At 44.6% G+C, this 26,040-nt stretch carries 20 protein-coding genes; 10 read left to right on the top strand and 10 right to left on the bottom strand.

Features of this window, described 5'->3' with window-relative positions; all coding sequences use genetic code 11:
• Nucleotides 1-120 precede the first annotated feature (120 nt).
• Entirely contained in the window at nt 121-468 is a 348-nt protein-coding gene (locus RID53_RS10930) for a DUF4870 domain-containing protein (protein ID WP_446388124.1), read from the top strand.
• Nucleotides 469-715: 247 nt separating this feature from the next.
• On the opposite strand, the gene RID53_RS10925 is transcribed toward RID53_RS10930, so the two are convergent.
• The 4 genes from RID53_RS10925 to RID53_RS10910 form a co-directional block, all read right to left on the bottom strand.
• Nucleotides 716-1,567, bottom strand: coding sequence for a hypothetical protein (locus RID53_RS10925; protein ID WP_446388123.1), 852 nt, complete (start codon nt 1,565-1,567; stop codon nt 716-718).
• Nucleotides 1,568-1,758: 191 nt separating this feature from the next.
• Nucleotides 1,759-2,400 carry a hypothetical protein gene (locus tag RID53_RS10920; protein WP_446388122.1) on the bottom strand — a complete coding sequence of 214 codons (642 nt, stop codon included), beginning with the start codon at nt 2,398-2,400 and terminating at the stop codon, nt 1,759-1,761.
• 385 nt (nt 2,401-2,785) lie between these two features.
• Nucleotides 2,786-3,454, bottom strand: a complete 669-nt coding sequence (locus tag RID53_RS10915) for a hypothetical protein (RefSeq protein WP_446388121.1) — start codon at nt 3,452-3,454, stop codon at nt 2,786-2,788.
• Nucleotides 3,455-3,574: 120 nt separating this feature from the next.
• Nucleotides 3,575-4,558 (bottom strand): GntR family transcriptional regulator, encoded by a 984-nt coding sequence (locus RID53_RS10910; protein WP_446388120.1) that lies wholly within the window; start codon nt 4,556-4,558, stop codon nt 3,575-3,577.
• A gap of 595 nt (nt 4,559-5,153) precedes the next feature.
• Between RID53_RS10910 and RID53_RS10905 the strand changes: the two genes are divergently transcribed.
• The 4 genes from RID53_RS10905 (at nt 5,154) to RID53_RS10890 (ending at nt 8,714) form a co-directional block, all read left to right on the top strand.
• On the top strand, nt 5,154-5,894 hold the full coding sequence (locus RID53_RS10905; RefSeq protein WP_446388119.1) for a dienelactone hydrolase family protein: 741 nt from the start codon (nt 5,154-5,156) through the stop codon (nt 5,892-5,894).
• Nucleotides 5,895-5,977: 83 nt separating this feature from the next.
• On the top strand, nt 5,978-6,877 hold the full coding sequence (locus tag RID53_RS10900; protein WP_446388178.1) for a S1 RNA-binding domain-containing protein: 900 nt from the start codon (nt 5,978-5,980) through the stop codon (nt 6,875-6,877).
• A 322-nt stretch (nt 6,878-7,199) separates the two neighbouring features.
• Nucleotides 7,200-7,907, top strand: coding sequence for an ROK family protein (locus RID53_RS10895; RefSeq protein ID WP_446388118.1), 708 nt, complete (start codon nt 7,200-7,202; stop codon nt 7,905-7,907).
• 210 nt (nt 7,908-8,117) lie between these two features.
• Nucleotides 8,118-8,714 (top strand): reverse transcriptase-like protein, encoded by a 597-nt coding sequence (locus RID53_RS10890; RefSeq protein WP_446388117.1) that lies wholly within the window; start codon nt 8,118-8,120, stop codon nt 8,712-8,714.
• 335 nt (nt 8,715-9,049) lie between these two features.
• On the opposite strand, the gene RID53_RS10885 is transcribed toward RID53_RS10890, so the two are convergent.
• Nucleotides 9,050-9,526, bottom strand: coding sequence for a type II toxin-antitoxin system VapC family toxin (locus RID53_RS10885; RefSeq protein ID WP_446388116.1), 477 nt, complete (start codon nt 9,524-9,526; stop codon nt 9,050-9,052).
• A gap of 1 nt (nt 9,527) precedes the next feature.
• A complete protein-coding gene (locus RID53_RS10880) occupies nt 9,528-10,358 on the bottom strand; it encodes a hypothetical protein (protein ID WP_446388115.1) in 831 nt (276 codons plus the stop codon).
• Between the two features lie 517 nt (nt 10,359-10,875).
• Here RID53_RS10880 and RID53_RS10875 point away from each other — a divergent pair.
• The gene (locus RID53_RS10875) at nt 10,876-11,469 is read left to right on the top strand and encodes a hypothetical protein (RefSeq protein WP_446388114.1); all 594 of its coding nucleotides are present in this window, start codon (nt 10,876-10,878) and stop codon (nt 11,467-11,469) included.
• Between the two features lie 161 nt (nt 11,470-11,630).
• Here RID53_RS10875 and RID53_RS10870 read toward each other — a convergent pair whose 3' ends face one another.
• Entirely contained in the window at nt 11,631-12,308 is a 678-nt protein-coding gene (locus RID53_RS10870; RefSeq protein ID WP_446388113.1) for a lecithin retinol acyltransferase family protein, read from the bottom strand.
• Nucleotides 12,309-12,484: 176 nt separating this feature from the next.
• On the opposite strand from RID53_RS10870, the gene RID53_RS10865 reads away from it, so the two are divergent.
• The 4 genes from RID53_RS10865 to RID53_RS10850 all read left to right on the top strand — a co-directional run bounded on the left by RID53_RS10865 (nt 12,485) and on the right by RID53_RS10850 (nt 20,527).
• Nucleotides 12,485-13,453, top strand: coding sequence for a homogentisate phytyltransferase (locus tag RID53_RS10865; protein WP_446388112.1), 969 nt, complete (start codon nt 12,485-12,487; stop codon nt 13,451-13,453).
• A 251-nt stretch (nt 13,454-13,704) separates the two neighbouring features.
• A complete protein-coding gene (locus RID53_RS10860) occupies nt 13,705-14,457 on the top strand; it encodes a tetratricopeptide repeat protein (protein WP_446388111.1) in 753 nt (250 codons plus the stop codon).
• A gap of 72 nt (nt 14,458-14,529) precedes the next feature.
• On the top strand, nt 14,530-18,480 hold the full coding sequence (locus RID53_RS10855) for a GAF domain-containing protein (protein ID WP_446388110.1): 3,951 nt from the start codon (nt 14,530-14,532) through the stop codon (nt 18,478-18,480).
• Complete coding sequence (locus tag RID53_RS10850) at nt 18,473-20,527, top strand: response regulator (RefSeq protein ID WP_446388109.1); 2,055 nt, start codon at nt 18,473-18,475, stop codon at nt 20,525-20,527. Before RID53_RS10855 ends, RID53_RS10850 begins: the two co-directional genes overlap by 8 nt.
• 90 nt (nt 20,528-20,617) lie before the next feature.
• On the opposite strand, the gene RID53_RS10845 is transcribed toward RID53_RS10850, so the two are convergent.
• The 3 genes from RID53_RS10845 to RID53_RS10835 all read right to left on the bottom strand — a co-directional run bounded on the left by RID53_RS10845 (nt 20,618) and on the right by RID53_RS10835 (nt 25,916).
• Entirely contained in the window at nt 20,618-21,352 is a 735-nt protein-coding gene (locus RID53_RS10845; RefSeq protein WP_446388108.1) for a sterol desaturase family protein, read from the bottom strand.
• 474 nt (nt 21,353-21,826) lie between these two features.
• A complete protein-coding gene (locus RID53_RS10840; protein ID WP_446388107.1) occupies nt 21,827-22,450 on the bottom strand; it encodes a DUF928 domain-containing protein in 624 nt (207 codons plus the stop codon).
• Nucleotides 22,451-23,009: 559 nt separating this feature from the next.
• Nucleotides 23,010-25,916 (bottom strand): CHAT domain-containing protein, encoded by a 2,907-nt coding sequence (locus RID53_RS10835; RefSeq protein ID WP_446388106.1) that lies wholly within the window; start codon nt 25,914-25,916, stop codon nt 23,010-23,012.
• Nucleotides 25,917-26,040: the final 124 nt, after the last annotated feature.

Raw genomic sequence — 26,040 nt, 5'->3', positions numbered from 1 at the left:
TACCTTATAAGAGGAATATCCCCCCTGCATAGGTCGGAATTCACGACCTGTATTGTTCAGCGAACCTGCTACAGTCAGAATGAATAGTTAGTTTCCCTTGAGGGGAAGGAGGACTGTCGCATGACGTATGATGTTTATGATAGCGACAAACGCAAGCTTTTATCTGCCCTCTGTCATGGCTCAATTTTTATTAGTGCGGCGTTGGTATCTATCGGTATTCCGATCGCCGTTTTGTTAGTGTCTGATGACCCAGTGGTCAAAGAAAATGCGACAGAATCGCTGAACTTTCACCTTAACCTTTGGCTGTACGGCTTAATCTTTGGCATCTTGACAGTTGTGCTTATTGGTTGGCCCCTACTGGGTCTTTTGGCTATCGTGAATGTTGTTATGCCAATTATCGCGATTTTGCAAGTATTGAATAATCCTGATCAATCTTTCCGCTATCCCTTTATCTTCCGCATTCTGTAATTTCCGCTTCATTTAGTCACATCTATTCGGACTCCATCTCAGTTAAAAGGTGGAGTCTTTCAAGTTTTGAGCTTGAAGGGGTGACAAGCCGTTTTTAAACGTCCAAAAAGTGCTGTTGACGCTCCATCCTCAGATGCCACTTCGATGAAACCAACTCCATTGTACAGAACCGAACAGGAAATATAGGAGTTAGGAGAGCGACGTTTTTAGGATATGGGGTGAAAAGGTGAGCATGTTTGGATAAACTCTACCGTCCGCGATCTCGTTCGAGCCGTTCGATTGCATCCCGGTACAGTTCTAGTTCTGGCTTATGCGGATACTTCCTACGTGCTGCCTTAATTATTCGTTTACAAGTTTCCTTATCATAGACCAGTTGTGCTAATTGTTTCTTGAGAGTATCCAACTCACTAGGAGGTGCTAGTTCACCAGATTGGCGCAATTGCATCACATAGTGTTGAGCCGACTCATATTCAGCATCTGTTAGGTAGCCTAATCGATGTCCTGGACGGTACTCACGTTGAGCCAAGTCCTCTTTGTATCCAGCCAGAAAAATTTGCCCAAAGCCGCAAACAAACATACATAAATCTGTGTAACGCTCGTTAAGAGTAAAGTCATTTTTCCTGATTCCAGAATTTTCCAGAATATAGTGGCAAACTTCATGGGCTAAAATAGCTTGTGCAGCTAGTCGGTTGGCAAAGAATTGTGACCCGACTTTGATTGTCACCCAACCTTCCTCATCTACTTCAAATAGTCCCGCTACGAAGGCAAGTGGTGTAACCAGTACACGCGGCACCATATAAGGGACATTAAATCCAGGTGCAATACGTTCTACATGACGTAGCAGAACCTCAACGACAGTTGAGGGTGTTGTGATTTGAGCCAAATCGTTTGGGTTCAATAAAAATTGTGGATACCGAAAGGAATCTTCTGTCGTCCAAGCAATTTGCACGATTTCCCGTAGCTGCAACTGTAAAGAATTAGAAGTCAAATTCAGGGGTTCTTTTCTCTCAAACTGACGTTCATTAGTTTGTTTTTTGGGCTGGAGATTGATCGGTATATTGAGTAGATTGTCGCGGTTATCATTGCCAGATAAGGGCATAATGTTTACCTGATTACACGAATTTCTATAAATTATATAGCAATCACGTCGAGGGCATGGTTTTGAGCCAACACGTTCGCTCAAGAGAACCTGATGCGTGAATTAACTTCCCTATCTCTCATACGTTCCACGCCTAGGAGTCTCTACAATTTCCCCCATCTCCCCCATCTCTATCAGAGCGATTCCCCGTGTCAGATCAAGACTGAATTGTCTCTGATCGCCTCTCCCTGCAAAATTCCCATAATTGTCCGCGTTACAAACTCTAAATTCTGCGGTATTGGATGCAACGGCAAATATTCCACCACATGATGTGCAGCTCGATCATAGAGACCAAATCGCCAAATTTCCCCACTTGAAACCGCACCGTACAAAATTGGTCTCTCACTGTCTACCCAGTGATCGAGGGCAATCAATTCAACAGCAAGCTGAGTAAAACCTTTGGTTAAATCCGATTGCTTGGCTTCAATGATTAGAAAATTGCTGGGACTGGAAATATAGTAATCGAGTGAACCTTTTAACCAATTGCTCACACTAACGGTATACTCAATATTGATTGAATAGTCTAAGCGATCGCAAATCTGATCGATCAACGGAAAAATCAATGCCTCCCGGCGTGCCTGTTCAGTCGTGGTATTCACCCGTTTCAGTCTGCGCTGCATACTCTGGGCGAATTCAGGTAGCCAATCTAATTGACATTGTGTGTAGGGAAGATCGTCGCGATCGGTACGCTCAAGGGTACAGCCTAAATCTGCTAAAATATCTTCAGGTGAGTAAGGCAAATCAAAATACTTGCTAAAGGTGTAGGATTTGTTTGGATCTAAAACCCTAGGCATGGTGTCATTCTCCTCCCTGAAGCGCTATGTCCATTCTATATTACTTCGCTCCCTGAGAGTACATGATCGCCCTCTCCCTGAAAGGCGAATTCATCCTGACGCACAGTGCGATCGCCAGTTTCGTGACCTAGGTTAATGTGCTAGCTGAGAAAAGGCGATCGCTACTATAAAATAACTTGAAGACCGATATTTTGGTATATACTATAAAAAAATGAACGAGAATGGGCAATTGGGGAAGCGGAAAATGGCTCAATGATCGTAGTTGTTTTTACAATGCGCGGTGAAAAGCTTCGGATAATCAGTGCTCAAACAGTTATTAATGAAGTATTGCTAGAGCGAATTAGTCTGTAGAGACTGCCGAGGCTTGTCTCTACCGCTGTACCGCCTAACGGTTAGGTTGGTACACATAACGTTGTACGATGCTTTTGAGGAGCTTGAGAATCGTTTCTGCCTCTAGTTTTTCAGCATATTCGCGAGAGTATTCAGTTTTAAGAACGGGATGATCGCTGGTAATCTCGGAAATCTCTGCCCGGATAAACTTCCAAGTATCACCAATCGTGTAGCACCCAAACATTTCTTGGGGATCGTTACCATTGAGTTGCCAATTTAAATGGGCAGCCGTCAAGAGTTGACCGTAAAGCTGATAAACAGGGTTTTGGGCATCAAGACCTTTTTTGGCTTCTAAAACAACAAGATAAGGCGCTTCAATTCGACCGATCGCACTTTTGCCCAGTACACCATCCGCTACACCTTCTAACTCAAAGGTTTTGTATTGTGCTTTGAGCGTTACCTCTGCCCAAGCTTCGATATTATTGTGTTCAGCTAGGATCAGCAATGGAAAAATTGCCTTCCCCCAGACTGTTGCTTCATTCATCAGGGTTGTGTCATGGTTGAGTAAATAGGCACTTACCTCTGTGACTCGCTGCTGTTCATGCTCTGTTAGGACAATAGAATCAGTTTGGTTCCATTCATAGTTACCGATGAATCCTTCATGAAGGTGAATGAAGGATTTTAGATCGTCTAGAGAGATAGCGGCAAAGGTAAACTTAGGCATGGCACTGAGATAACTTGATAGATAAAAACATACAAAATAGCGAGCGAGACGCTCGCACTACAACCGTTCCCTGTTAAGAGTTCCCTATCCTCACCACAATACTTATTCAGCAACCCCTAATTACCCTAAACCCAACTCACGTTTGAGTAAATTAATCGATTTTGTCCCAATATAATTTTCACTGCAAACCAGCTTAGGCGGACGGATCAGATCATCCCTGGCGTCTAGAATTGCCCGTTTAACGGTATCATAACTAGCTTGATCGCTAATAATCGTTCGCGCACTACGAACTAAGGCATTCAGTTTATATTTATCATTAACCTGAGCCGTAATCAGGAGTAAATCATCCCCACGCAAACTGTGGATAATCACATCTACAATCCGTAGAATACCCCCACTCAGACTCACACAGCCCAGACAACTATCTTTGGGAAGACTTTTAACAATCTCGATTTCTTGTCCATAGTCGTGGATATCCACAGGAATCACCCGCACAGATTTCGGCGCGGCGATCGCTTCGGCTTTTTGGATAAAATAACGGCTAGTGACGACTGTTCCGGAATTGGTGCGTTCTAGGGTTTGTTCTAATTCTTCTAAGGGGACTAACTGGACGGGAATTCCCAGGGCGGATTCCAATTCCTGCACCATTAACTCCCCAGCGCCCATATCTCGTGACTCTACGGTAACCAGCACTCTAGCACTACAGCGCAACCGCCAGTCAATTTCGGCTAAAAAGAGTTCGCGGGCTTCATTGAGTGAACACCCTTGAGAGAGTAATTCATCCAGACTCTGCTGAACAATACCCGATGCTTGTGGATATTGCTGGAGAATCGGAGATTGACGCTGCGTTCCCCCTTCATGACCCTGGGCTTTCACATAAATTCCTGATCCGGCGATGGATTCAACCAGTCCGGTTTCTTCTAGCTGGCGGTATACTTTACTGATTGTATTCCGATGCAACCCTGTCTCCATGGCTAACTGACGGGTACTAGGCAATTTATGTCCCGGCGGATATTGACGAGAGGCGATCGCAAACTGAATTTGGTCGAATAGCTGCTTTGAAGCAGGGATTTCGCTATCAGGCTGGATATGATGTTGAACCATTATAAAGTCTCCTAAGCACTTGCTCTTCAATAGACACAAGAGTATAACGTACAGTTGAAGATCGGATGGTGGGTGGCTGACCCTCTAGTCCTGACCTAGGCATTTCTTCTAAGCATGTATCATAACTAAACTTTAAAACAAGTGGGATTTTCTTAATCTGATGTATCATTTGGCGGTTTATACCAGAATAGCCTCTTGACTCAGCGATTGTGCATTTCATTTAAATAGCCGCTTCTGAGCCAAAACAAAACAGGTAATCTGTTAGCTTAATGGTATGTATTCATTAAATAGTCTAGTTTGATCAGATTACAAAGTGCAACAGACTTTTTATTTGTTTAAATCAGCAGATTGATAACTAAAATTCCATTCAGGTTTGTCCAAATCATTAGAGGGTGGCTCACCCCCAGAAATAGACAATAAATTCTTGAAAAATAATAACTGAACCAATAGAATTATAATAATCCGTAAATAATTTGCTGAATTGGGGGGACATGAGCGTTAAAATTAAGCAGAAGTTTGACCGTTGACCAGAAGGTCAAAAGCTATAGCAGCGAGGACTGCGATAGATCGACGAACAACAGCGTGAACCTGAATTATGACGGCTAGAGAAATCAAAAGCGATTGGGTTAAGATTACAAACGGCTCTCTACAAATTGACGCTTACTTAGCGATGCCCGTGGGAGAGGAGTCTTTACCAGGGGTGGTCGTGTTGCAGGAAATTTTTGGCGTGAATGACCATATCCGAGATGTGACTCAGCGGATTGCCAAAGAGGGATACGTCGCGATCGCACCCGCCCTCTATCAACGCCAAGCCCCCGGTTTTGAAACGGGATACACCGAAGCTGACCTGAAAATCGGCAAGGAGTATAAGGCACAAACCAAGGCGGAAGAACTGCTGGGTGATATTCAAGGGGCGATTGACTACTTAAGGGGGCAAACCCCAGTTCAATCGAATGCGATCGGCTGTATCGGCTTCTGTTTTGGCGGTCATGTCGCCTATTTAGCGGCAACCTTACCCGACATCAAAGCCACAGCCTCCTTCTATGGTGCAGGAATTGCCACGATGACGCCAGGAGGAGATGAACCCACGATTACCCGCACTCAGGATATTACGGGAACCATCCATCTCTTCTTTGGCTTAGACGATGCTAGCATCCCGGCTGAACAAGTTAACCAGATTGAAGCTGAACTGAAAAAGCAGCAAATTTCCCACCAGATCTTTCGCTATGAGGGCGCTGATCACGGATTTTTCTGCGATCAACGTGCCAGCTATAACCCCCAAGCAGCAAAAGATGCTTGGGAAAAAGTGAAGACGTTATTTCAGCAGGAATTGTAGTTATTCATCATCCGTTATTTGTCATCACTAACCCCAAATGACAAATGACATGGCAAATCGATTTTTTTCAACACTTAATACTCATGACTTCAGAATCAACCCGTTCTCAAACCAGCAAAACTGCCTTTTCCATGGAAGATTTTGCCAAAGCCCTAGAAGAGTATGACTATGAATTTAGTCAAGGGCAGGTGGTGCGAGGCAAAGTACATAGCTATGAAATGGAAGGCGTTTATGTCGATATTGGCGGGAAATCCCTGGCGTATGTTCCAGGACGGGAAGTGTCAGTTGCCCCTGTAGATGATTGGTCAGAGGTGCTGCCCTTGCAGGAAGAGTTAGAGTTTCTGATTATTCGGGAACAGAATGCTGAAGGTCAGATAACTCTATCACGGCGTCAGTTGGAAATCAATAAGATTTGGGATCAATTGGCACAAATCCAAGACAGTGGCAAGTCGCTACAGGTGCAGGTGACGGGCGTGAATAAAGGCGGTGTGACGGTAGATTGGCAGGGATTGCGAGGATTTATTCCGCGATCGCACCTGAATCAACGGGGGAACTTAGAGTCGTTGATTGGTCAAAGTTTAACCGTCAGCATCTTGGAAGCCGATCGCGATCGCAGCAAGTTAGTCTTTTCCCAACGGGAAGCCACTCGCGCTGCAAGTTTCTCGATGCTAGAGGTTGGACAGTTAGTGGAAGGTACTGTCTCCAATATCAGACCTTTTGGTGTGTTTGTGGAATTAGAAGGGATTACTGGCTTGTTGCATATCAAGCAAGTCAGCCAAAATATGGTGGAATCATTGACTGATATGTTTGAGGTGGGTCAATCGATTAAAGCGATCGTGATTGACTTAGATGAAGGCACGAATCGCGTTTCTCTATCGACAAAAGTGTTAGAAAACTATCCCGGAGAAATGGTGCATAAAATGGCAGATGTGATGGAAAGTGCTGAGGCACGTTCAGAACGGGCGAGGGCGAAAATTATCTAATCTGAACCGTTCTAAATTGTGTGTAGGGGCGGGTTTGACTATTATCGTTTCTTACCTCATCCAGATGTAACTAAACCCGCCCTAACCCAAGTGTGGCTTTTGAATGAACGGAGGGGAGGGCGGGTTTGGCAGCTAAGCTGAGAACAACAATCAAAGTTAGTCCCTAAACCCGCCTCTACACATTCAAAATTCAAACAAAGGGCGGGTTTGGCAGCTAAGCTAGGGAAAAGAATCAAAATTAGTCCCTAAACCCGCCCCTACACATTCAAAATGTTGTAGCGGTTTCCTTTTTTTTTATTTGAAACAGGAGGATCAAAATCCGATGGCGCAAGCAGATGAATCCATCCGTACCCTGAGTGTAGATATTGGTGGAAGTGGAATTAAGGCGATCGTGTTAGATGAGGCGGGAAATCCGGTAACTGAACGCCATCGAGTCACCACACCGCAACCCGCTACACCAGATGTTGTAATTGAGGCGATCGCAGAATTAGCCGCCGCCCAAGGAGAGTGCGATCGCGTATCTGTGGGTTTTCCGGGCGTAGTTATGGCTGGAGTCGTCAAAACCGCCGCGAATTTAGATCCCAGTTGGCAAGGATTCGATCTCGCCACTACCCTATCTCAAGCCTTAAACAAGCCAGTACGTGTAGCGAATGATGCAGATATGCAGGGATTAGCCACGATTCAGGGTAAAGGCGTGGAATTGATGATTACCTTGGGGACAGGATTTGGTTCAGCCTTATTTATCGATGGTAAACTCGTCCCCAATTTAGAGATGGCGCACCACCCTTTTCGCAAAGGCGACACCTACGAAAAACAGTTAGGGCGGGCGGCGTTAGAGAAGAAGGGAGAGAAGAAATGGAACAGTCGTTTAAAAAAGGCGATCGCGACGCTAGAACATTTATTTAATTACGACTATCTTTATATTGGGGGTGGGGAAGCAAAAAAAATCACCTTCGAGTTACCGCCCAATGTCAAAATTGTCCCCAATATCAACGGATTATTAGGCGGAATTGCCTTGTGGCGGGATTAATTTTTCCTAATTGTTTACCCATGTAGGGGCGGGTTTATGGACTTTCATTACGCTATTGATTAACGTTGCTTCAAAACCCGCCCTTTTTTAATTGTCGTGACTAATTGTTTACCCATGTAGGGGCGGGTTTAGGGGCTTTCATTGCGCTATTGATAATAACGTTGCTTCAAAACCCGCCCTTTTTCAATTCTCGTGACTAAATAACCATTCATGAATGCTGAGGAATTAAAAGTGGAGGAACACTTTGTTACTCCTCAAGAACGAACAGGCATCAAATTACTTGCATTATTTGAACCGGAAATTTGGTTAGTTGTCGATGGGAGTTATCTACCGTCACAGAATAGTGCTGGGGCTGGAGTGGTTATCCTGAAACGCCTCTCTCAGCAGGAGAAACAATCTGAGGCAAATTTTTCCATTGATTGGCAACACTATAGCTATCCACTAGAAAATTGTAGTAATTCAACAGAGGCTGAAATTTTAGCCGCCATCAAAGGTTTAGAACTCGTCGCATCAATGGCTGGACAAAAACGAATTCATTTAATTAGTGATCACTACACCGTTAGCACTCTTCCTACCCAGCTTTTAGTCATCGAGTTAGGACTCAAAAATGCCAAACGTTACACTAAAGAGATGGAAAAGCCTCCCTTACGAGAATTAGCCGATCTTTACTTACAATTGCAACCCTGTCAAATCCTATCTCTACAAGACATACAACCCGAAGGATTTAATCTACTGTTACTTGCGTCCCATCAAGCCACTCACAAGTTAGCCGCTAAAGCAACGATGAGCATTTCCAGTAATAGCTGATATAAGCTAAGTAGGTGGACACAATTAAAGTTAACAGTTGAGATTAGGGAACAGGGAACGGAGAACAGGGAACAGTAAGGGTTTGAGGTCGGTTTACTTGCACTTAATACAGTACCGTTTTCTTTTGTCCGACTACTTATGTTCGTAGTTGCGCTGTCTTCGCCATAAACGCTGCGGTACTGACTACAAACTTAATTCAACTTAGGTTACCTAATGCTGATATTCCTGAAAATAATAGTGATCAAGGTAGTAAAACCCAACAAAGATTACCAGGTTTTGGTGTTGGGTTTCGTTCCTAAACCTAACCTACGACTTAACTTAATTGGCTAAATATTTTATAGTATAATGTTATTCCATTCCATCGCCTTTTCTTCAGCAAATATTCTCAGATGCCGAATATTGGTTGTCGCTATCAAAACAGTGCGTCCGGGAAATTCTTGACTCAAGAGACTCCATTGAGCAGAAATAATCATATCTGCATCAATATTTTGAGCATCCGCTGTAGGTATATGGCTTTGACGTGCCTCAGCCCAAAACTTTGCCGCCTTTTGCATTACTTCTTTAGTTAGTGGACGAAACTCAATTACATCTCGTAGATTATCTAGAAGTCTTACACCCTCACTTTTTATCCGAATCAACTCTCGCCTAACTTCATAATCAGAAATTTCAGAAGCCACTACATAAACGGATTTAGACAGTAGGGAATACAGCCATTCTGTACATTGATAGATTTCATTCGTTTCCGCTTCTGATACATCCTGAATCGGATTAACCAGTAATCCTAGCACTCCAGAGTCTAAAAGAACTATCACGTTATGAAGTACGTTTGTTGCGTTTGCTTTCAATCTCTTCCATTCTTGCTTTAGCCCAAGCCATTGCTGGTTGATTTTTTTCTAATTGTTCTTCGGGAGTACGTCCCAAATGTTTTAACCAACTAGGTTGTACTTGTTCGACTAGAAGTTTAAGTTGCCCACTATCATCAAGCTCTGGGACTACAATTTTTATGGGTTGCTTCAAGCATACTGATAAAAAATTTGTGAATCGATAAGAGACTTCTTGGGGAATAGGTAATAATTTCTTGGTTTTTATCTGCTTCAGAGCAAAACCAACCAAGTTTCGGAAAAATCTTAGCAGGGCTTCATCTGCTTCTTTTAAGTTATATCCCTCTAAAATATTTGAAATTAACCTGGAGATATCCCAATACATATCATCTATATAACTTTTGTGAAAAATCTCCCATTCTCGATAGTCTTCCTGGTTATTATCAGCTATAGCTTTTGCGAACTCAAGCAGAGATTCATAAGCTATGGATAGTTTCTCAATTTCATAGTTTGTTGGCTCTCGTACCTCACAGTGATTCTCTTGTTCAATGACAGGCAGAATAATTAGCAAAGAGTTGACAATCGCATCACGTAATCTATAACTAAAAATACCACCATTAGCCCAGGATAGTAGGCTGCCATCGATTTTTTTATGGGTCACTCCGGGAAATCCGAATACTCTTTGATAGGCGATGAGAACGTTTCGACGTTCTGCTATGGGTACTTCCTGATAAAGAAACGGAAGGATAGGTTTTAGTTCATTAGTTAAACCATATAGTTCATGTAACTGTATACTGATGGTATTTTCTTGTTTGTCTTCCATTTTGACGCTTCCTTCCCTTATCTATAAAGGGGGCATTGCTTGAAAAAATCTTAACAGATTCCCTAAAAACAAACTACCAATCAGGTGATTCTCCAGCCAGCCTTAGCCAAGCAGCTCGGGTTTCCATATCGCATCAGAAGCAAAGGGTATCACAGCATAAATAAACTTTTGTAACAAAGCATTGACTCTGGAGCAGGAATCCTTCAACCTGCTAAGATAATCTAAATTAAACCGAAAACTCTTAGCGCCACTCAAAGCTGTTCGCGCAGCTCTGAGCAGCTAACCCCCAAACTGAACAGACCAGTCTGGAAGCTAGAAGAAATAGTAACACTCCTCTAGCCACTCCGACTTTTTATGGCAATTTGTGCGGGGTGGCTAAGATTTTGGGTCAATCGATTTAGGATTGAGGATTTGGGCGTTTTTCCGGCAAAACAGCCGATATCGCCACAAATCCAGCATCAACTGTCCTAAATCAAGCCAACGCTACCGCAAATACCCAAATCAGGAGTGATTTACCATGTCTCGGAACTTGATCACGGCTGGGATAATTGATCCTCGCCAATTTTCTCTGGATGAAGTACGCCACCAAGTCGCTACATTTCTTAACATTCCCCTCCAGCAAATCGATCGCATCGAATGCTGGCAACACCAAATCTGGGTCAAGCTGGTGGAATCCCGTGCTATCTTTGTCAGTTATCGCAACTTGCCCCTTTGGATTGACGCCGGATTAACAGCGATTGGGCGTTGTACCTCTCGTTCCCAGCTTGATGAATTGGGCGAAATCCTCCGCCGTGAACGCGACTGGTATGATCAGCATGACCAACCGGAAGCCGTGCAACTTTGGCGTCAGGCGTGGGCAAAACAGGCTGAATCCCTGAGAAACGAAGACGAACGCCTGAAACCCATTCGCGCCCATCAGCAAGCCGCAGAGGATTGGTATGGCGCTTGGGAACGGGTACTCCACTGTTGCCGAGAGTTTAGCCGACTTCAGGGATTAGCCCCAGAAATTAATCAGCAAAGTCAGGACTTTCGAGATTTACCTGAGATTATGCACAAGATGCAGCAATTATGGCATCAGCGCTGGCAAGAACTATCGAGTGCGATCGCGTAAACGTTTCTGTAGGGGCTAGTTTTACCGCATTGGTGTCAACTTAAGATAAATGGCACTGACTTCCATAGCCTGGAAAGAAATGAATTAACTCTTTGAACCCGTTTCAACGGGTTTGAGCTTTTAGCCCCAACTTTAGTTGAAGGCTGAAGTCAGCGACTGTTCTATTTCACATTCAGCCGATTGCGGATCAGGGTTTCCGTCATCTGAGCAAGCTGATCTAACTTTTCTTTATTCTCCTGCGCCCGTTTCTCATAGTTTTTCTTGCGGATAATTGCCGCCCGCGCTAAGTCTTCCCGATTTTGTTTCAGCGCTTGAATGGCAACTTTCTGCCAAGCGCTTATCTCCCGAACATCTTGATTATATTGTGGTTGCAGCGTATTCCAGACTCCTTTAATATCGGCTAGGGCTTTGGTTAATAACCGATTAGCTTTGTCCGGATCTTTCTCTTGCAGCGCTCGTTTAATTGGTTCGTATAAGTTCTCAGTATTCATCTGAGTAATAATGGGAATAAAATTGTGAATTTGCGGACTTTCACTGACGCCAGTTTTACACCAGACAGCAAAGTGTTCACAGTTATTGGATAGTAGGTTATAGTTTCGTTCACCTAAACGACTTTCAGCGCGGCGAACGACTACATCAGGTATAAAATGAGTGGGATACTCTTTGACATAGATTTTTCCACCTCTAGCAAATGTCGGTAAAGAGGTACGTTCAATGGTTTCACTGGGTTTGCGGTAGTGGATAACCGTACCGTCGCCACAGTCAATCCCATAATGTTTGTAGACGCCTTGTCGGTTGAACAATTCTCGATAAGCGTAAATTAGATCGCCTCGTGCCATAGTTGCCTTTGGTTATTTGTTATTTGTCATACTCGCTATCCTTGATAAGCAAGCTACGTCATTCGTCCTTTGTGTGGTGAATTACCGAATCAAGAAAAGAGTAAACGAGAGTGGATTGATGTTTCGATGTCCCTCAAGAGAGTAAAATCGAATGGGAAAGCCTATTACACTCCAGAATGAGCCGAATTTCTCCATCAACCTTGACTTCTGCCCCTCTCAACCCGCTTAAGCAACCCACAGACTGGTTTTATGCCTTGTGGAAGTTTTCTCGTCCTCATACGATCATCGGTACTACTCTAAGTGTATTGGCATTGTATGTGATTGCCTTAGCGATTACCGACGGTGCGATCGCACTCTCAAATTTAACTCAACTCCTGGGTACTTGGATATCCTGCTGTTGCGGTAATATCTACATTGTGGGACTCAATCAACTCGAAGATGTGGAGATTGACCAGATTAATAAGCCTCATCTTCCCATCGCGGCGGGAGAGTTTTCCAGAAGACAAGCTAAGCTGATTGTTGCTGTAACTGGACTCTGTGCGCTGCTGTTAGCCCGGATACTGGGAGGGTGGTTATTTCTCATGGTTAGCGTCAGTTTAGCCATTGGTACGGCGTATTCCTTACCACCGATTCGATTGAAGCGGTTTCCCTTTTGGGCAGCACTTTGTATCTTCTCAGTGCGAGGTGCTGTGGTTAATTTAGGACTATTCTTGCATTTTAGCTGGGTGTGGCAACAGGGTGAAGCGATGACGCCAACGCCTGCAGTGTGGGGGCTGACGTTATTTGTTTTGGTGTTTACTGTCGCGATCGCGATTTTTAAGGATGTCCCAGATATTGATGGAGATAAGTTATACAATATCACCACGTTCACGATTCGACTGGGTAAGCCAGCAGTGTTTAACATCACCCGATGGATTATTACCCTCTGCTATTTGGGTATGATTCTCGGTGGAGTGCTACTGTTTGACGTGGTTAACCCGCTTGTCTTGGGGATAACACACTTGGCGGCTTTAGTTTTGGTTTGGTGGCGTAGTCAGAATGTAGATTTGCAGGATAAAGTCGCGATCGCCAGTTTTTATCAGTTTATCTGGAAGCTGTTCTTTTTGGAATATCTGATGTTTCCTACTGCATGTTTATTAGCCTGAAACACTGATTACACAGATTAATGGGAGAGATTGGGGTGGGAGGTGAGAGGTTAGTTGCACTGATTACACTGAGAGGTTAATTCTCAATCAACAGACGATGATTTGATTGTCAGGAGATTATTTAGTTGTCTATGTCAATCTGTGTGACTTAATCGTTAGTTTCCTGTCGGTTTGATTACAATCTGGGTAATCTGTGTTATGCCATAGTAAGTTTTGTGTCTGTGTCATTACAATTACAATCTGGGTAATCTGTGTTTAATTTAAGTTGGATAGCGGCTACAGTCGTTAGTGTCGGTTTAGTAACGGTTATTTTTTTGATTGGTAAGACGATCGCGATCGCGTCGTTGTTTCAAAAGGCGATCGCCCTTTACCAGCAACAGGATTACCCAGAAGCAGAAGCGGTATTTCGCCAAGTGATTCACCGACAACGCAGTAATGATATGGTGCGCTTACTGCTAGGTAATACACTCCTGGCACAAAATAAATGGGATGAAGCTGTAGCTGTCTTCCAGGATCTGATCGCGCGATCGCCAAAAACTGTGGATGGGTATGTCAAGTTAGCCCAAGCCTTGATTGAGCAAGGAAAACCTGATCAAGCGATGCCTATTGTTGAGGAGTTGATCCAGCGCCATCCTCAAAACACAGACATTCCTTTTAGCGTCGGTTTAATCCTATCAAACATTAATCGACTAGACACGCTAATTGAGTCGTATCAGACGTTGAGTCAACAGTCTCCTGACAAGGCTATTTTACGTTTAAATCTAGCCAATAGCTTGATGATTCAAGAAAACTGGCAGGCGGCTATAGAAGAGTATCGGGAAGCGATTCGTCTTAACATTAAAAAGCCGCAAGCGTATTGGTATTTAGGGGATGCGTTGAGGCAAAAGGGTCAATTGGATGAAGCCCTAAGCGTCTGGCGAGAGGCAATTGTCCGTTATCCTAATGATCGGGAAGCTCAGTTAAGAATTCGACAAGCGCTAAAAGAACAAGGTAAATTTGGATAAAAGGGTGTTTTTCAAAAAGTTATCCTCTTTCTTCCTCATCTCCCCCATCTCCCCCGCACCCAAAACCCTATCATGTCTGATCAGGATATCGTTCTCAATGCCAAAACCTACGAGTCACTCCAAGCAGAATTAGCCTATCTGCGATCGCGTGTGGCGCAATTGGAAGCAGCAAGAATGCCAGAACCGACTCAAGTTGCCCAGCAAAAGGCGCTGTTGGCTGTGGTGACTAAAATTCGGGAATCTCTGGATTTGGAGAGTATCTTTAAATCAACCGCCACACAAGTGCGTCAACTGCTGAATGCGGATCGAGTGGGGATGTTTCGCTTTGATCCAGAGTCTGGCTGTCGCCGTGGGGAAGTTGTCTCTGAAGATGTAGTGTCGCCGTTTACGTCAGCCATCGCCACCAAAATAGAGGATGACTGTTTCGGCGAAAGACATGCGACTCATTATCAACAGGGGCGGATTTGGGCGGCTGAAGATATTTATGCTCTGAATTTACCTGATTGCCACATTAAAATTTTATCACGTTTCCAAGTTCGAGCCAACTTGGTTGTGCCGTTACTCAAGGGGAATCAGCTTTGGGGGTTGTTGTGTATTCACCAATGTTCCCATCCCCGTCAATGGCGCAGTGATGAAATAGAGTTTGTCCATCAAATTGCCATTCATTTAGGTGTGGCGTTGCAGCAAGCGGAGTTTGTGGCTCAACTGCAGATGCAGTCGGAGTTATTGACGAAAGCGGTTAATCAAGCGGTTGAACGAGAAAAAGCAGTTGCAGCGATTATCGATAAGATTCGGCGATCACTTGATATTAATACCATATTCCAGACGACAACTCAGGAAGCACGGCAGTTGCTGAATGCGGATCGGGTGGCAATTTATCGGTTTAATCCCGATTGGAGTGGTGAATTCGTGGTTGAATCGGTGGCTGAGGGCTGGAAACCGTTAGTCCAAGAGCAATATCAAGATCCCCAGTTATGCCAAAATATTAGTAATTGTAGTATTACATCCTTAGCCAATCCTCAAATTATTGATACCTATCTCCAGCAAACTGAAGGCGGGGACTTTATTAAAGGGGAAGTTTTCCGGGTTTGTCGCGATATTTATACAGCCGGGTTTTCGGATTGCTATATTCAAAGCTTAGAACGCTATCAGGCAAGAGCCTACACAATTATTGCGATTTACAAAGGTAAAAGCCTCTGGGGACTTTTAGCCGCGTTTCAAAATTCAGCCCCGCGATCCTGGGATGAGACAGATATTAATTTTTTGGTGCAAATTAGTGCTCAATTAGGGGTAGCGATTCAACAGGCTGAACTGTTAGGTAAAGCCCAACGGCGATCGGCAGAATTGCAAACCACACTGGAGGCGCAATTACAACAACGGGCGGATGAGTTAGCCCAGGAAGCGGAACGGGAAAGGGCGTTAGCTCAGGTTATTGATAAAATTCGCCAAACCTTAGATTTAAATACGATTTTCCAAACGGCGGCTACAGAAGTCCGGCAATTGTTGGATGTTGAACGAATTGCCATTTATAAATTCCGCGAGGATTATTTCGGCGATTTTATTTTTGAATCGGAAGCAGGAGATTTACCCAAACTGGTGGGGAGTGCTTGGGATGATACCTATTTAAGCGAACATCAAGGGGGTCGATTACGCCACAATGAAGCGTTTTTTGCTGATGATATCTATCAAGCCAATTTAACCGATTGTCATATTGAAAGCTTAGAATCATTTGGGATTAAATCCTTTGCGGTTGTGGCGTTATTTAAAGGGGAAAAACTATGGGGAATGCTGAGTGCTTTTCAACATAGTAAACCCCGCCATTGGCAAGAACGGGAAGTTAAGTTACTTATGCAAGTGGCAGCCCAATTAGGGGTAGCATTGCAACAGTCGGAATATTTGGAGTTATTGCAAGCGCAAGCCGTCCAGCAAGCCAAGGCTGCTGAACAGGCGCGGGCATTAGCACGGGTGATTGAAAGTATTCGTCAAACGTTAGATATTGATCAGATTTTTAGTACGACGACTCAAGAAGTCCGGCAAATTCTTAACTGCGATCGCGTCGTAGTTTATCGATTCAATTCGGACTGGAGTGGAGATTTTGTCTCTGAATCTGTGGCATCCGGTTGGTCGCCCTTAGTCGGTTATGAGCTGACAAGCGTTTGGTCAGATACCTGTTTACAAAAAAATCAGGGCGGGCGATTTAAAAATCATGAAAATATTGTCGTCAATGATATTTACCAAAGGATTTACTCGACCTGTCATGTCAAGTTATTAGAGGTATTTCATATCAAAGCTTATTGTTTAAGCCCGGTTTTTGTCGGTGACAAGCTGTGGGGATTATTGGGGGCGTATCAAAACTCCAGTCCCCGTCACTGGGACACCGCAGAAATTAGTTTACTGACACAAGTGAGTAATCAGTTAGGCGTAGCGCTACAACAAGCCGCACTCATGGCTCAACTCAAAGATGCCAAGGAAGCAGCTGATGCAGCGAACCGGGCTAAAAGTGAGTTTTTAGCGAATATGAGTCATGAACTGCGGACTCCCTTGAATGCGATTCTGGGTTTTGCCCAAGTGATGACCCGCGACTCGACGTTAACTCTAACTCAACAGGAGTATTTAGGAATTATTGCTCGCAGTGGTGAACATTTACTCACACTGCTCAATGATGTACTAGAAATGTCTAAAATAGAAGCGGGTCGGATTACACTGAATGAAACCAGTTTTGATCTGTATCGCTTACTCAAAAGTTTAGAAGAAATGCTTCAGCTAAAAGTGGCTTCCAAGGGCTTACAGTTAATCTTTAATTGTGACCCAGAGGTTCCTCAATACGTGCGGACGGATGAGAGTAAGTTACGTCAGGTTTTAATTAATTTATTGGGGAATGCGATTAAATTTACAGATGAAGGGAGTGTCACCTTGCATGTAGAGACGTTGCATGCAACGTCTCTACATGGCACGTCTGGGAACCAATCTGTAGGGGCGAGTTTGACGGATAACGTTACCCCTTTGCACAGACGCGCCATGGCGCGTCTCTACGGGGAACGGGGTATAATTGCCCAATCCCCAATCCCCAATCCCCAATCCCTAATCACCTTTGAAGTCGAAGACACGGGTTCAGGAATTGCCCCAGCCGAACTCGATACCTTATTTGAAGCCTTTATCCAAACAGAAACCGGGCGCAAATCTCAAGAAGGTACAGGATTAGGTTTACCGATTAGCCAGAAATTTGTCCAACTGATGGGAGGAACCATCGCCGTCAGCAGTGTTTTGGGTCAGGGAACACGGTTTCGGTTTACGATTAAGGTTAGTCCGGCTCAAGCGGCTGATATTGAGAGCCAAGAGTCTAAACGGGTGATTGGTTTAGCCCCCAATCAACCCACCTATCGGATTCTGATTGCTGATGATAAATGGGAAAGTCGGGTATTGCTGGTTAATCTAATCGCACCGATGGGGTTTGAGGTACAGGAAGCGGAAAATGGACAGCAAGCTGTTGAACGTTGTCAGAGTTGGCAACCTCACCTGATTTGGATGGATATGCGGATGCCTGTGATGGATGGTTATGAAGCCACTCGTCGAATTCGCCAATCGTTGCAGGGTCAAGCCACAGTAATTATAGCCTTGACTGCCAGTGTTTTTGATAAACAGCGATCGGTTGTTTTGTCCGCAGGCTGCGACGATTTCGTTAGCAAGCCGTTTCGGGAAGAGGTTATCTTTGAAAAAATGGCGCAACATTTAGGGGTGCGTTATTTGTATGCTGAAGCTGAACCTCTCTCTCTCACATCGCCGGATACGCCGCCAGCACCCTTGCAGGAAACTGCCCTACAAGAGGCGTTGGCACAAATGCCGATTGAATGGCTGGCACAACTGCACAAAGCTGCACTCAGCGCTAGAGAGAAAGTGATGATTCAGCTTATTGCCCAAATTACTGAGGAGCAAACCTCTCTGGCTCAAACCTTAACCCAATGGGTTAACACCCTTTCTTTTGATCGCATAGTGGATTTAACACAGCCCCTCCTTCATGAGTGAACGTCAATCTCAAGCCATCAAGGGAGACATATTAATTGTCGATGATATCCCTGATAATTTACGTATTTTGTTTACCATGCTGGCGAACCAAGGCTATGAAGTTCGTCGGGTTATTAGTGGGAAACAGGCACTGAATGCGGTTAATACTGATCCGCCGGATTTAATTTTGCTAGATATCAAAATGCCGGAAATGGATGGGTATGAAGTTTGTCAATGCTTAAAAGCCGATGAACAAACCGCCGAAATTCCGGTAATTTTCTTGAGCGCTCTTGATGAAGTCTGGGATAAAGTGAAAGCCTTTGAAGTGGGTGGCGTAGACTATATTACTAAACCCTTTCAACTCGAAGAAGTAATCGCACGGGTTAAAACCCAACTAACTTTACGCCATATTCAACAGCAACTGCAAGCTCAAAACGCCACCCTAGCAGAGGCAAAAGAAGCCGCAGAAGCCGCTAACCGAGCGAAAAGTGAATTCCTGGCAACCATGAGCCATGAAATCCGCACCCCTCTAAATGCGGTGATTGGCTTAACCGGAATTTTAGAGAATACGAAACTGGATACCCACCAACAGGACTTGGTAGAAACGATTCGCCAAAGTGGGGAAACACTACTGATCACAATTAATGATGTGTTAGATTTTGCCAAGATTGAGTCGGGTAAACTAGAACTTGAATTCAAACCCTTTAATCTACGTGACTGTCTGGAAACCGCTGTTGATCTGTTTGCGCCCAAAGCAGTACAAAAGGGATTAGAATTAACTTATTTTATTGACCCAGAAGTCCCCTCTACTCTGGTCGGAGATGTCACCCGCCTGCGCCAAATTCTGATCAATTTGTTGAGTAATGCAATTAAGTTCACTGATGTGGGAGAAGTTAGCGTTTCAGTAAAGGTTGAACATTGCTATGTCACCGATTCGACTCAAAACCAGGATAGCCATACCTCGCCGACTGTTTGCCTTATGTTTTCGGTAAAAGACACGGGCATTGGTATTCCGAAAGACCGTTTTAACCGTTTGTTTCAACGCTTCAGTCAACTGGATTCTTCCACCACTCGCCAGTATGGTGGCACGGGACTAGGTTTAATTATTTCTAAGCAATTAAGTGAAATGATGGGGGGAGAAATTTGGGTAGACAGTACCTTGGGTGAGGGGTCTACTTTTTCCTTCTGTGTTGTTTTAAGCGTAGATCAAGATGCGTCTGAACCGAATGTAACAACTCCTCAACCTCAGCTTGCGGGTAAACGAGTTTTAATTATTGATGATAATCCGACAAGTTGCCAAATTTTAACCCAGCAAACCCAATGTTGGGGCATGATTGCCCGAAGTACTCAATCGGGGAATGAAGCCCTGGGTTGGCTCAATCAGAAAGAAGCCTTTGATCTGGCAATTATCGATCGGCAAATGCCAGAAATGAACGGGCTAACTCTGGGTCTGCAAATCCACAATCAACCGGGTTTTAAACAATTGCCTTTGGTATTATTAACGCCTATAGGAAAATTGACGACGAAAACGTCTTTAATTGAGCGTCATTTTGCTGCTTGTTTACCTAAGCCGATTAAACTTGGGCAACTTTATAATACTTTGACTCAAGTTTTAGGAAGGCAAGCTACTGCTATTAAGTCTCAGCCTGATTCACCAAAATCTGGAGATTCACCTCTTGCCCTACAGTTGCCGTTACGGATTCTTTTGGCTGAAGATAATATAGTCAATCAAAAGGTAGAATTGTTGCTGTTAAAACGTTTAGGTTATCAAGCTGATTTGGTTAGTAATGGTCAGGAAGTTCTTGATGCCATCTCCCGTCAATCCTACGATGTAATATTGATGGATGTACAGATGCCAGAAATGGATGGCTTAACCGCTACCCGTCACATCTGCCAAAACTATTCCCAGCGCCCTTGGATTGTTGCTTTGACAGCTAATGCGATGCAGGAAGACCGAGAAACGTGTTTAGAAGCGGGGATGGATGATTATATTAGTAAACCGATTCGCCAAGCCGATTTGATTCGTGTCTTTAAAACGATTCCTTCGCGCCAAGCACCAACACTGTAGGGGCGCACCCTCCGTCATTGGTATCAACTTAATGTGAAAGCAGGGGGAGCAGGGGGAGAAGGGGGAGCAGAGGGAGCAGGGGAAGTAAAGTTAAGTACCGAGCAACTTATCCCAGAATGTGAAGTACAATCCGTAGTGTACAGTGTACTGGCGATGATGTATTGAATGATAGGTTGCCCCGATAAACCACTTCCCCAGCCAGTGGTGAAGAAATGATGAGGGAAATAGCTCGAATCCCAAATGAGACACTACTGCCCATATTGTCATCGTAATCAGTGCCGCCGCCAAGGTGATGAAATGGAGCGGAACGATAAAGATTACAACCACAAAAAAGAGTGACTGTATAATTGCCTCGGGTAGATCAAAGGCGAAGGAACTCCAGGGCGTTGGTTCTCCCGAACGGTGATGTCCAGAATGCATCCATTTAAACAGCCAAGGGTGGTGAAAAAGGCGGTGGATAAAGTAAAAGTATGTATCCTGAAGCACAAGCACGGCAACAAAACTCACTCCTATATACCACAGTCCATAGTCATCTGGGTTAGTATAGAGGAGTGTTACTCCCAAACCATACTCTGATAAGATTAGCGCTGCACAAAAAGCGAAAACAGTTGCCGATAAAACCGATAGTACGATATCATTTCTGATGGGATCATTCATCAGTGGCTTCAGACGCAAACTGTTTTTGGCGAGGGACTTTCCCAGAACGACATAAAAGAGCCAATAGGCACCCCCAGCAATAAGAAAGTATCGGACAAGAGTGACTCCCAAGAAGACTAAGTAATAATACTCAAATGAGTGGTTTGTTAACTCCTTCGTAATTTGCAAGTTTCCTCCTTTTTATTTTTAAATCAGACTTCAGCTAGTTGAATTCCCCTCAGAGACTTTTCCAAAGAGGTATATGTTTAATGTTTAATGAAACTATTGCCATTGACGCTATCATCAATGACTTACTTATGGTCTCACATCTAATTAATTAATAAAAAATGCCCACAGATAGATTTTGGGCATCTTTCATCAAATTTACGTTTGACTGCTTCAGATGAGGGACTGAGACTATACCAAAGGACGCCCTAAGTAGGGCTTGCTGAATAAGCGTTGTAGTGCGGGGAGGGAACAGGGAGCAGAGGAGCGGAGAGGCGGAGAGGCAGAGGAGAGGTGCAGGGAAGCTAAGGGCAAACCACGTAGCTTGCTTCTGGCGCTCTTCGAGTGTGAAGCATGAAAATCCCCAGCGTTACGTTTAATTTTTTCCACCTAAGTAGAATGTCACTGACTTAAGGCTGGTTGTCCCTACCTACTTGCTTATTGAATACTTTCCTCTCCATAAAAAGCGGCTCTATCGACAGGAGACCATGGCTGAAGTTTGCTGAGTAAGGCGGGATCAGGTTGAATGCGCTGAATTTGCCCTTCTACTTTAGGACTATCTGGTCGGAGGGATTGTCCGCAAATGAGTAAAAATGACCACTGATAGGTCTTGCCAATTTCCAGAGTTGGTGCATCAAGGGGTAGTTTAAAGCTGACCAAACCTCTCTGGTTAGGAAGTGATACGGTTTTTTGGTAGAAATACTCTTCTGTTTCATCCTTGAGAATAAATACAGCGTCTTGAGCTACTGTTGGTGGGATGTAAACAAAGAATGTGGGACGTTCGGCTACCGTGAATCCATGATTTGTGGCTAATTGGAATGGTGTGACTGATGTTCCTAGCTCACTTGTGTCATTGGGACATATACCACCATCCCGTGAGGCTCCCCCGGCTGAATCTTTGGGCGCTCCTTTTCTGTCGGGAATAAAGGTCGCACTGGCTGTTTCAGACAGGGGTATGGTTTCAGCACGTAATGATACAGCTAAACTACTAACCAGTAGCAGTTTGAGGAAAAGACCTACTGACAAAAATGCAAGCGGTTGAGGTGTATGTTTCCAAGCCATGATAAAAAACCCTCGTGAAGAAGAATGAGTTGTAGTGCATCACAGGGATTTTAAGCGGCATCCCATAACAGACAGACAAATAAGACAAGCATTTTACTAAATTAATGGCAACTTGTCTATTTATTTTTGAGTATACCAATTCCCTAGTAAAGCAACTGAAGAATGAGAGAGTACCTACAACCCTGGATGTGTCGCCCCGGTAACACTTAGTTTTTATCGTGGAGTGTGGGGTCACACCCCTTAATTATTATTAATACCCAGTATAGTATCATAACGTGGAATGAACCGTGCCTCTCGACATAAATTCTTCACGTTTGTCAATACTTAGACAATAGGTAGGGCTTACTGCAAAAACCGGAAACCCTTAAAAATAAAGCTTTTGACGACGATTAAAGTTGATTTAGTGCAAGCTTCTCAGCCTCGATAGATAAAAAATCCTACCCAATAGCGAGCGAGACTAATAGCAAGCAAGACTAATAGCGAGCGAGACTAATAGCGAGCGAGACGCTCGCACTACTGTTCCCCTCTGCCTTCTGTCATTCAGGGAACAGGCTTTGCGTCAAAGCCAATTTCCGACTAAGACAAAGGGTGCCCAGTAAAAGGGATGCTGATAATTAGGTTGACGTAGAAGAGTGAGTTGAGCCTGACGCAGGGCTTGGGCTTTACTCACTTGAGATTGGGTGAGTTGTCGATAAAACTCAACCATCAACTGAGCCGTCGATTCATCATTAACTGACCATAAGGTTGCTAGGGTACTACGAGCGCCCGATCGCACGGCTAATCCAGCCAGTCCCAAAGCCGCTCGCTTGTCCCCTGTCGCCGTTTGGCAAGCACTGAGAACCAGCAGTTCAATGGGGTTGGTATTCTGTCGCTGTCTGGTTTGCAGAAGTTGATCCAAATCTTTCACCTTGATGCGACTATTCCAAGTGAGCAGAAATGTGTTCTCGGCTTTGGAACTAAACTGTCCATGAGTGGCTAGATGAACCACTGGAAAGGGAGTCGCTTCAATTTGCTCTTGCAGCGTTTGATGGGTAAACTGTTGATTTAAAAAGACCTTAGTCGGAATTTGGGCGGCGATGTTTTCCACTTCCAACTCCACGGCGGGGAGAGCCGGAAAACCGTCCCGCGCCTCGGTGAGTCCAGCTGTTAAGGCTTTCATTTGCTGGGGAAGGAGCGATCGCGGCTCGATCAGTTGTAATCCTACGGATAGCGCGATATTGTAGTTTTCAATCAGATACTGCTGTCCATCGTAGAGCGCCGCCATGGGCAAATTCCGTAAGGCATCATCCAGAACAAAGACGAGGGTTTTAATCTCATTTTCTTTTAACGCCGGTTCAATCGGTCGGATCAACCAATCATAAAGTTGTTGGGACAGGCGTAACCGTTCTTTGTTTGACCACACGGGATTTAAGGCTTGTAGGAGCTGCTCAATGGTGCTGTCGATTTGAGTCTGAGTTACATCAGTTTGAAAATAGCGCAGGGGTTTTCTGGGTAGGGAGACAATCACGGCAAAATGATCAGGCAAAATAATTGGGTAAATGACGGAAGCTTGGGGATCAATCTGATCAATAGCTTGGCGTTGAACTTGCCAACAGGCTTCTCGAAAAAAGTTCTCTAGTTCCGCTAATCGCAGGGATTCAATGGTTTCACGCGCTTGGGTGAGCTGCTCTGGTGTGGGCTGATTGCTTAACAGTAATTCCACCAAATTGCGATAAATAGGTTCAACGGTTTCCCGAAAGGAAAATTGCACATCAGGATTAATCGCCACCAAATCACGGCGTAGGGATTGCAGGCTATGAACGGCTTCCCGATTTGCCGCGATCGCGCCTGTCAGATTACCTTGATGTTGGAGTATCTGACTCAGTTGCCATTGCCAACGATAGGCGATTTCAGTGGCTTGTATTCCTTGCGCCAAAGTTAACGCCTTCTCTGTTAACTCTCGCGCCTCTAACCACTGCTGTGTCTCCATATAAAGATGTCCCAATTGACCCAAGGCGTAAGACTCGGCTCTTGTATCATTAAGCTGTCTGGCTTGGTGGATCGCTCTAGCTAACAATTGGGCGATCGCTCGTCGTTGCGCTTGTAGTTGCGCTTTAGCGCCTCCAGGATTAGGGATCAGGGATTGAGACATTCTACCCTGTTCCCTAGGTAGAGCAGCTTTAGTCAACTTAGCGGCGTCTTGGGTATGGGTAACGTTATTATCCCTCAACCCCACCCCTACAGCTCGGCTTAGAGACGTTGCATGCAACGTCTCTACATTGCTCCCCATTTTTATCAAACTCTCAGCGAAATTCACTTGAGCATAAACCGCCGCCCGACTTAGAGGTAAACTAGATAATTCAGCCTGAACTTGAGGAACTAAAGCTTGAGCATCTGTCCAATTTTGGGTTTCAATCAGCAGGCTGAGTTGGTTGAGTTGGGCTTCCACTTGGGTAAGAGTGGTGGTTGCTGTGGAGGCGGCTTGTTGATAATAGGCGATCGCCTCTTCAAATTCCTGTAACGCTCTAGCTGTATTTCCCAGGCTAAATAGCGTCGCACTTTGCTCAGCGACTGCATCCAAGCGCTGAGTTATTGCCAAACTTTGCTGCAAAACCTGTTGCGATTCCTCCAGATTACCCACCACTTGCAGCGCGACGCCCAAACTCCTTAATCCGGCGGCTTTGAGTAACGAATCGGGTTGAGTTTGGAGTTGGGTTTGCACTCGCTCTAAGGTAATCTGCGATCGCCGATAGAGTCCCAATGCTTGTAAAACTTGGGCTTGGTTAATTTGGCTCCCGAATACACCCGTTTGATCCCCCGCGTCTTGATACGCCTGTTCTGCCTGTTTCCAGGTTTCTAAAGCCGCTTCCATTTGTCCTTGGGCGTAGTGGAGACTGGCTTGAGTATTCAGCAGTTGGGCGAGAAGGCGTTGATGATTGGGGGTGGGTTTGAGGAGATTAGCGACTAGATTTAAGCTTTGGGTAATCGTTTGTTCTGCCTCCTGCCATTGTCCCAACTCTTGATAGGCTAAGGAGAGATAACTTAAACTCAGGGCATGGTGGATGCGATCGCCTTGAGCTTGGTACGCTTGCATCGCCTGTTGCCAAACGGTAATCGCTTGCCAAAAGCGTCCAGCCGCATAGAGGGCTTTGCCTTGTTCGAGTTGAGTTAAAGCATTATCATTCTCCTGAATTGAGTTTAAATCCCTCTGTTTTCTGTTCCCTGTTCCCTGTTCCCTGTGATACACCGAGCGAAGTCGAGGTGTTCCCTGTTCCCTACTCAAGAATTGAGCCTGAGTTGATCCCGTAAGCGGTATAGGCGGATGCTGGGCTTGGGTGGGAAAAACCCACATTACCAGGAACAGTGTGAGTAATCCTAACCCAATACAGCGACCGATAGCCTTGAGACGTGAGGGGATTATCGCTATTTTGGGAGTTCGCGATCGCCTTAAAGCCATTTTCAGTCTGATGCGGGGCAAAAAAGTCATGAGGGAAAGAATAAAACGATGACTTATGAATATTATGAATAAGGGCTAGTTGGGTTGCTCAGTGATTGGGTAATATCATGTCCGGCAAATCACCCATAATATAAATCTGGGTGCATGATTCATG

The sequence above is a fragment of the Coleofasciculus sp. B1-GNL1-01 genome, assembly GCF_040220235.1.
In the GTDB taxonomy this organism is placed as follows: domain Bacteria; phylum Cyanobacteriota; class Cyanobacteriia; order Cyanobacteriales; family Coleofasciculaceae; genus Coleofasciculus.
This window is presented reverse-complemented; position numbering and strand designations above follow the sequence as displayed.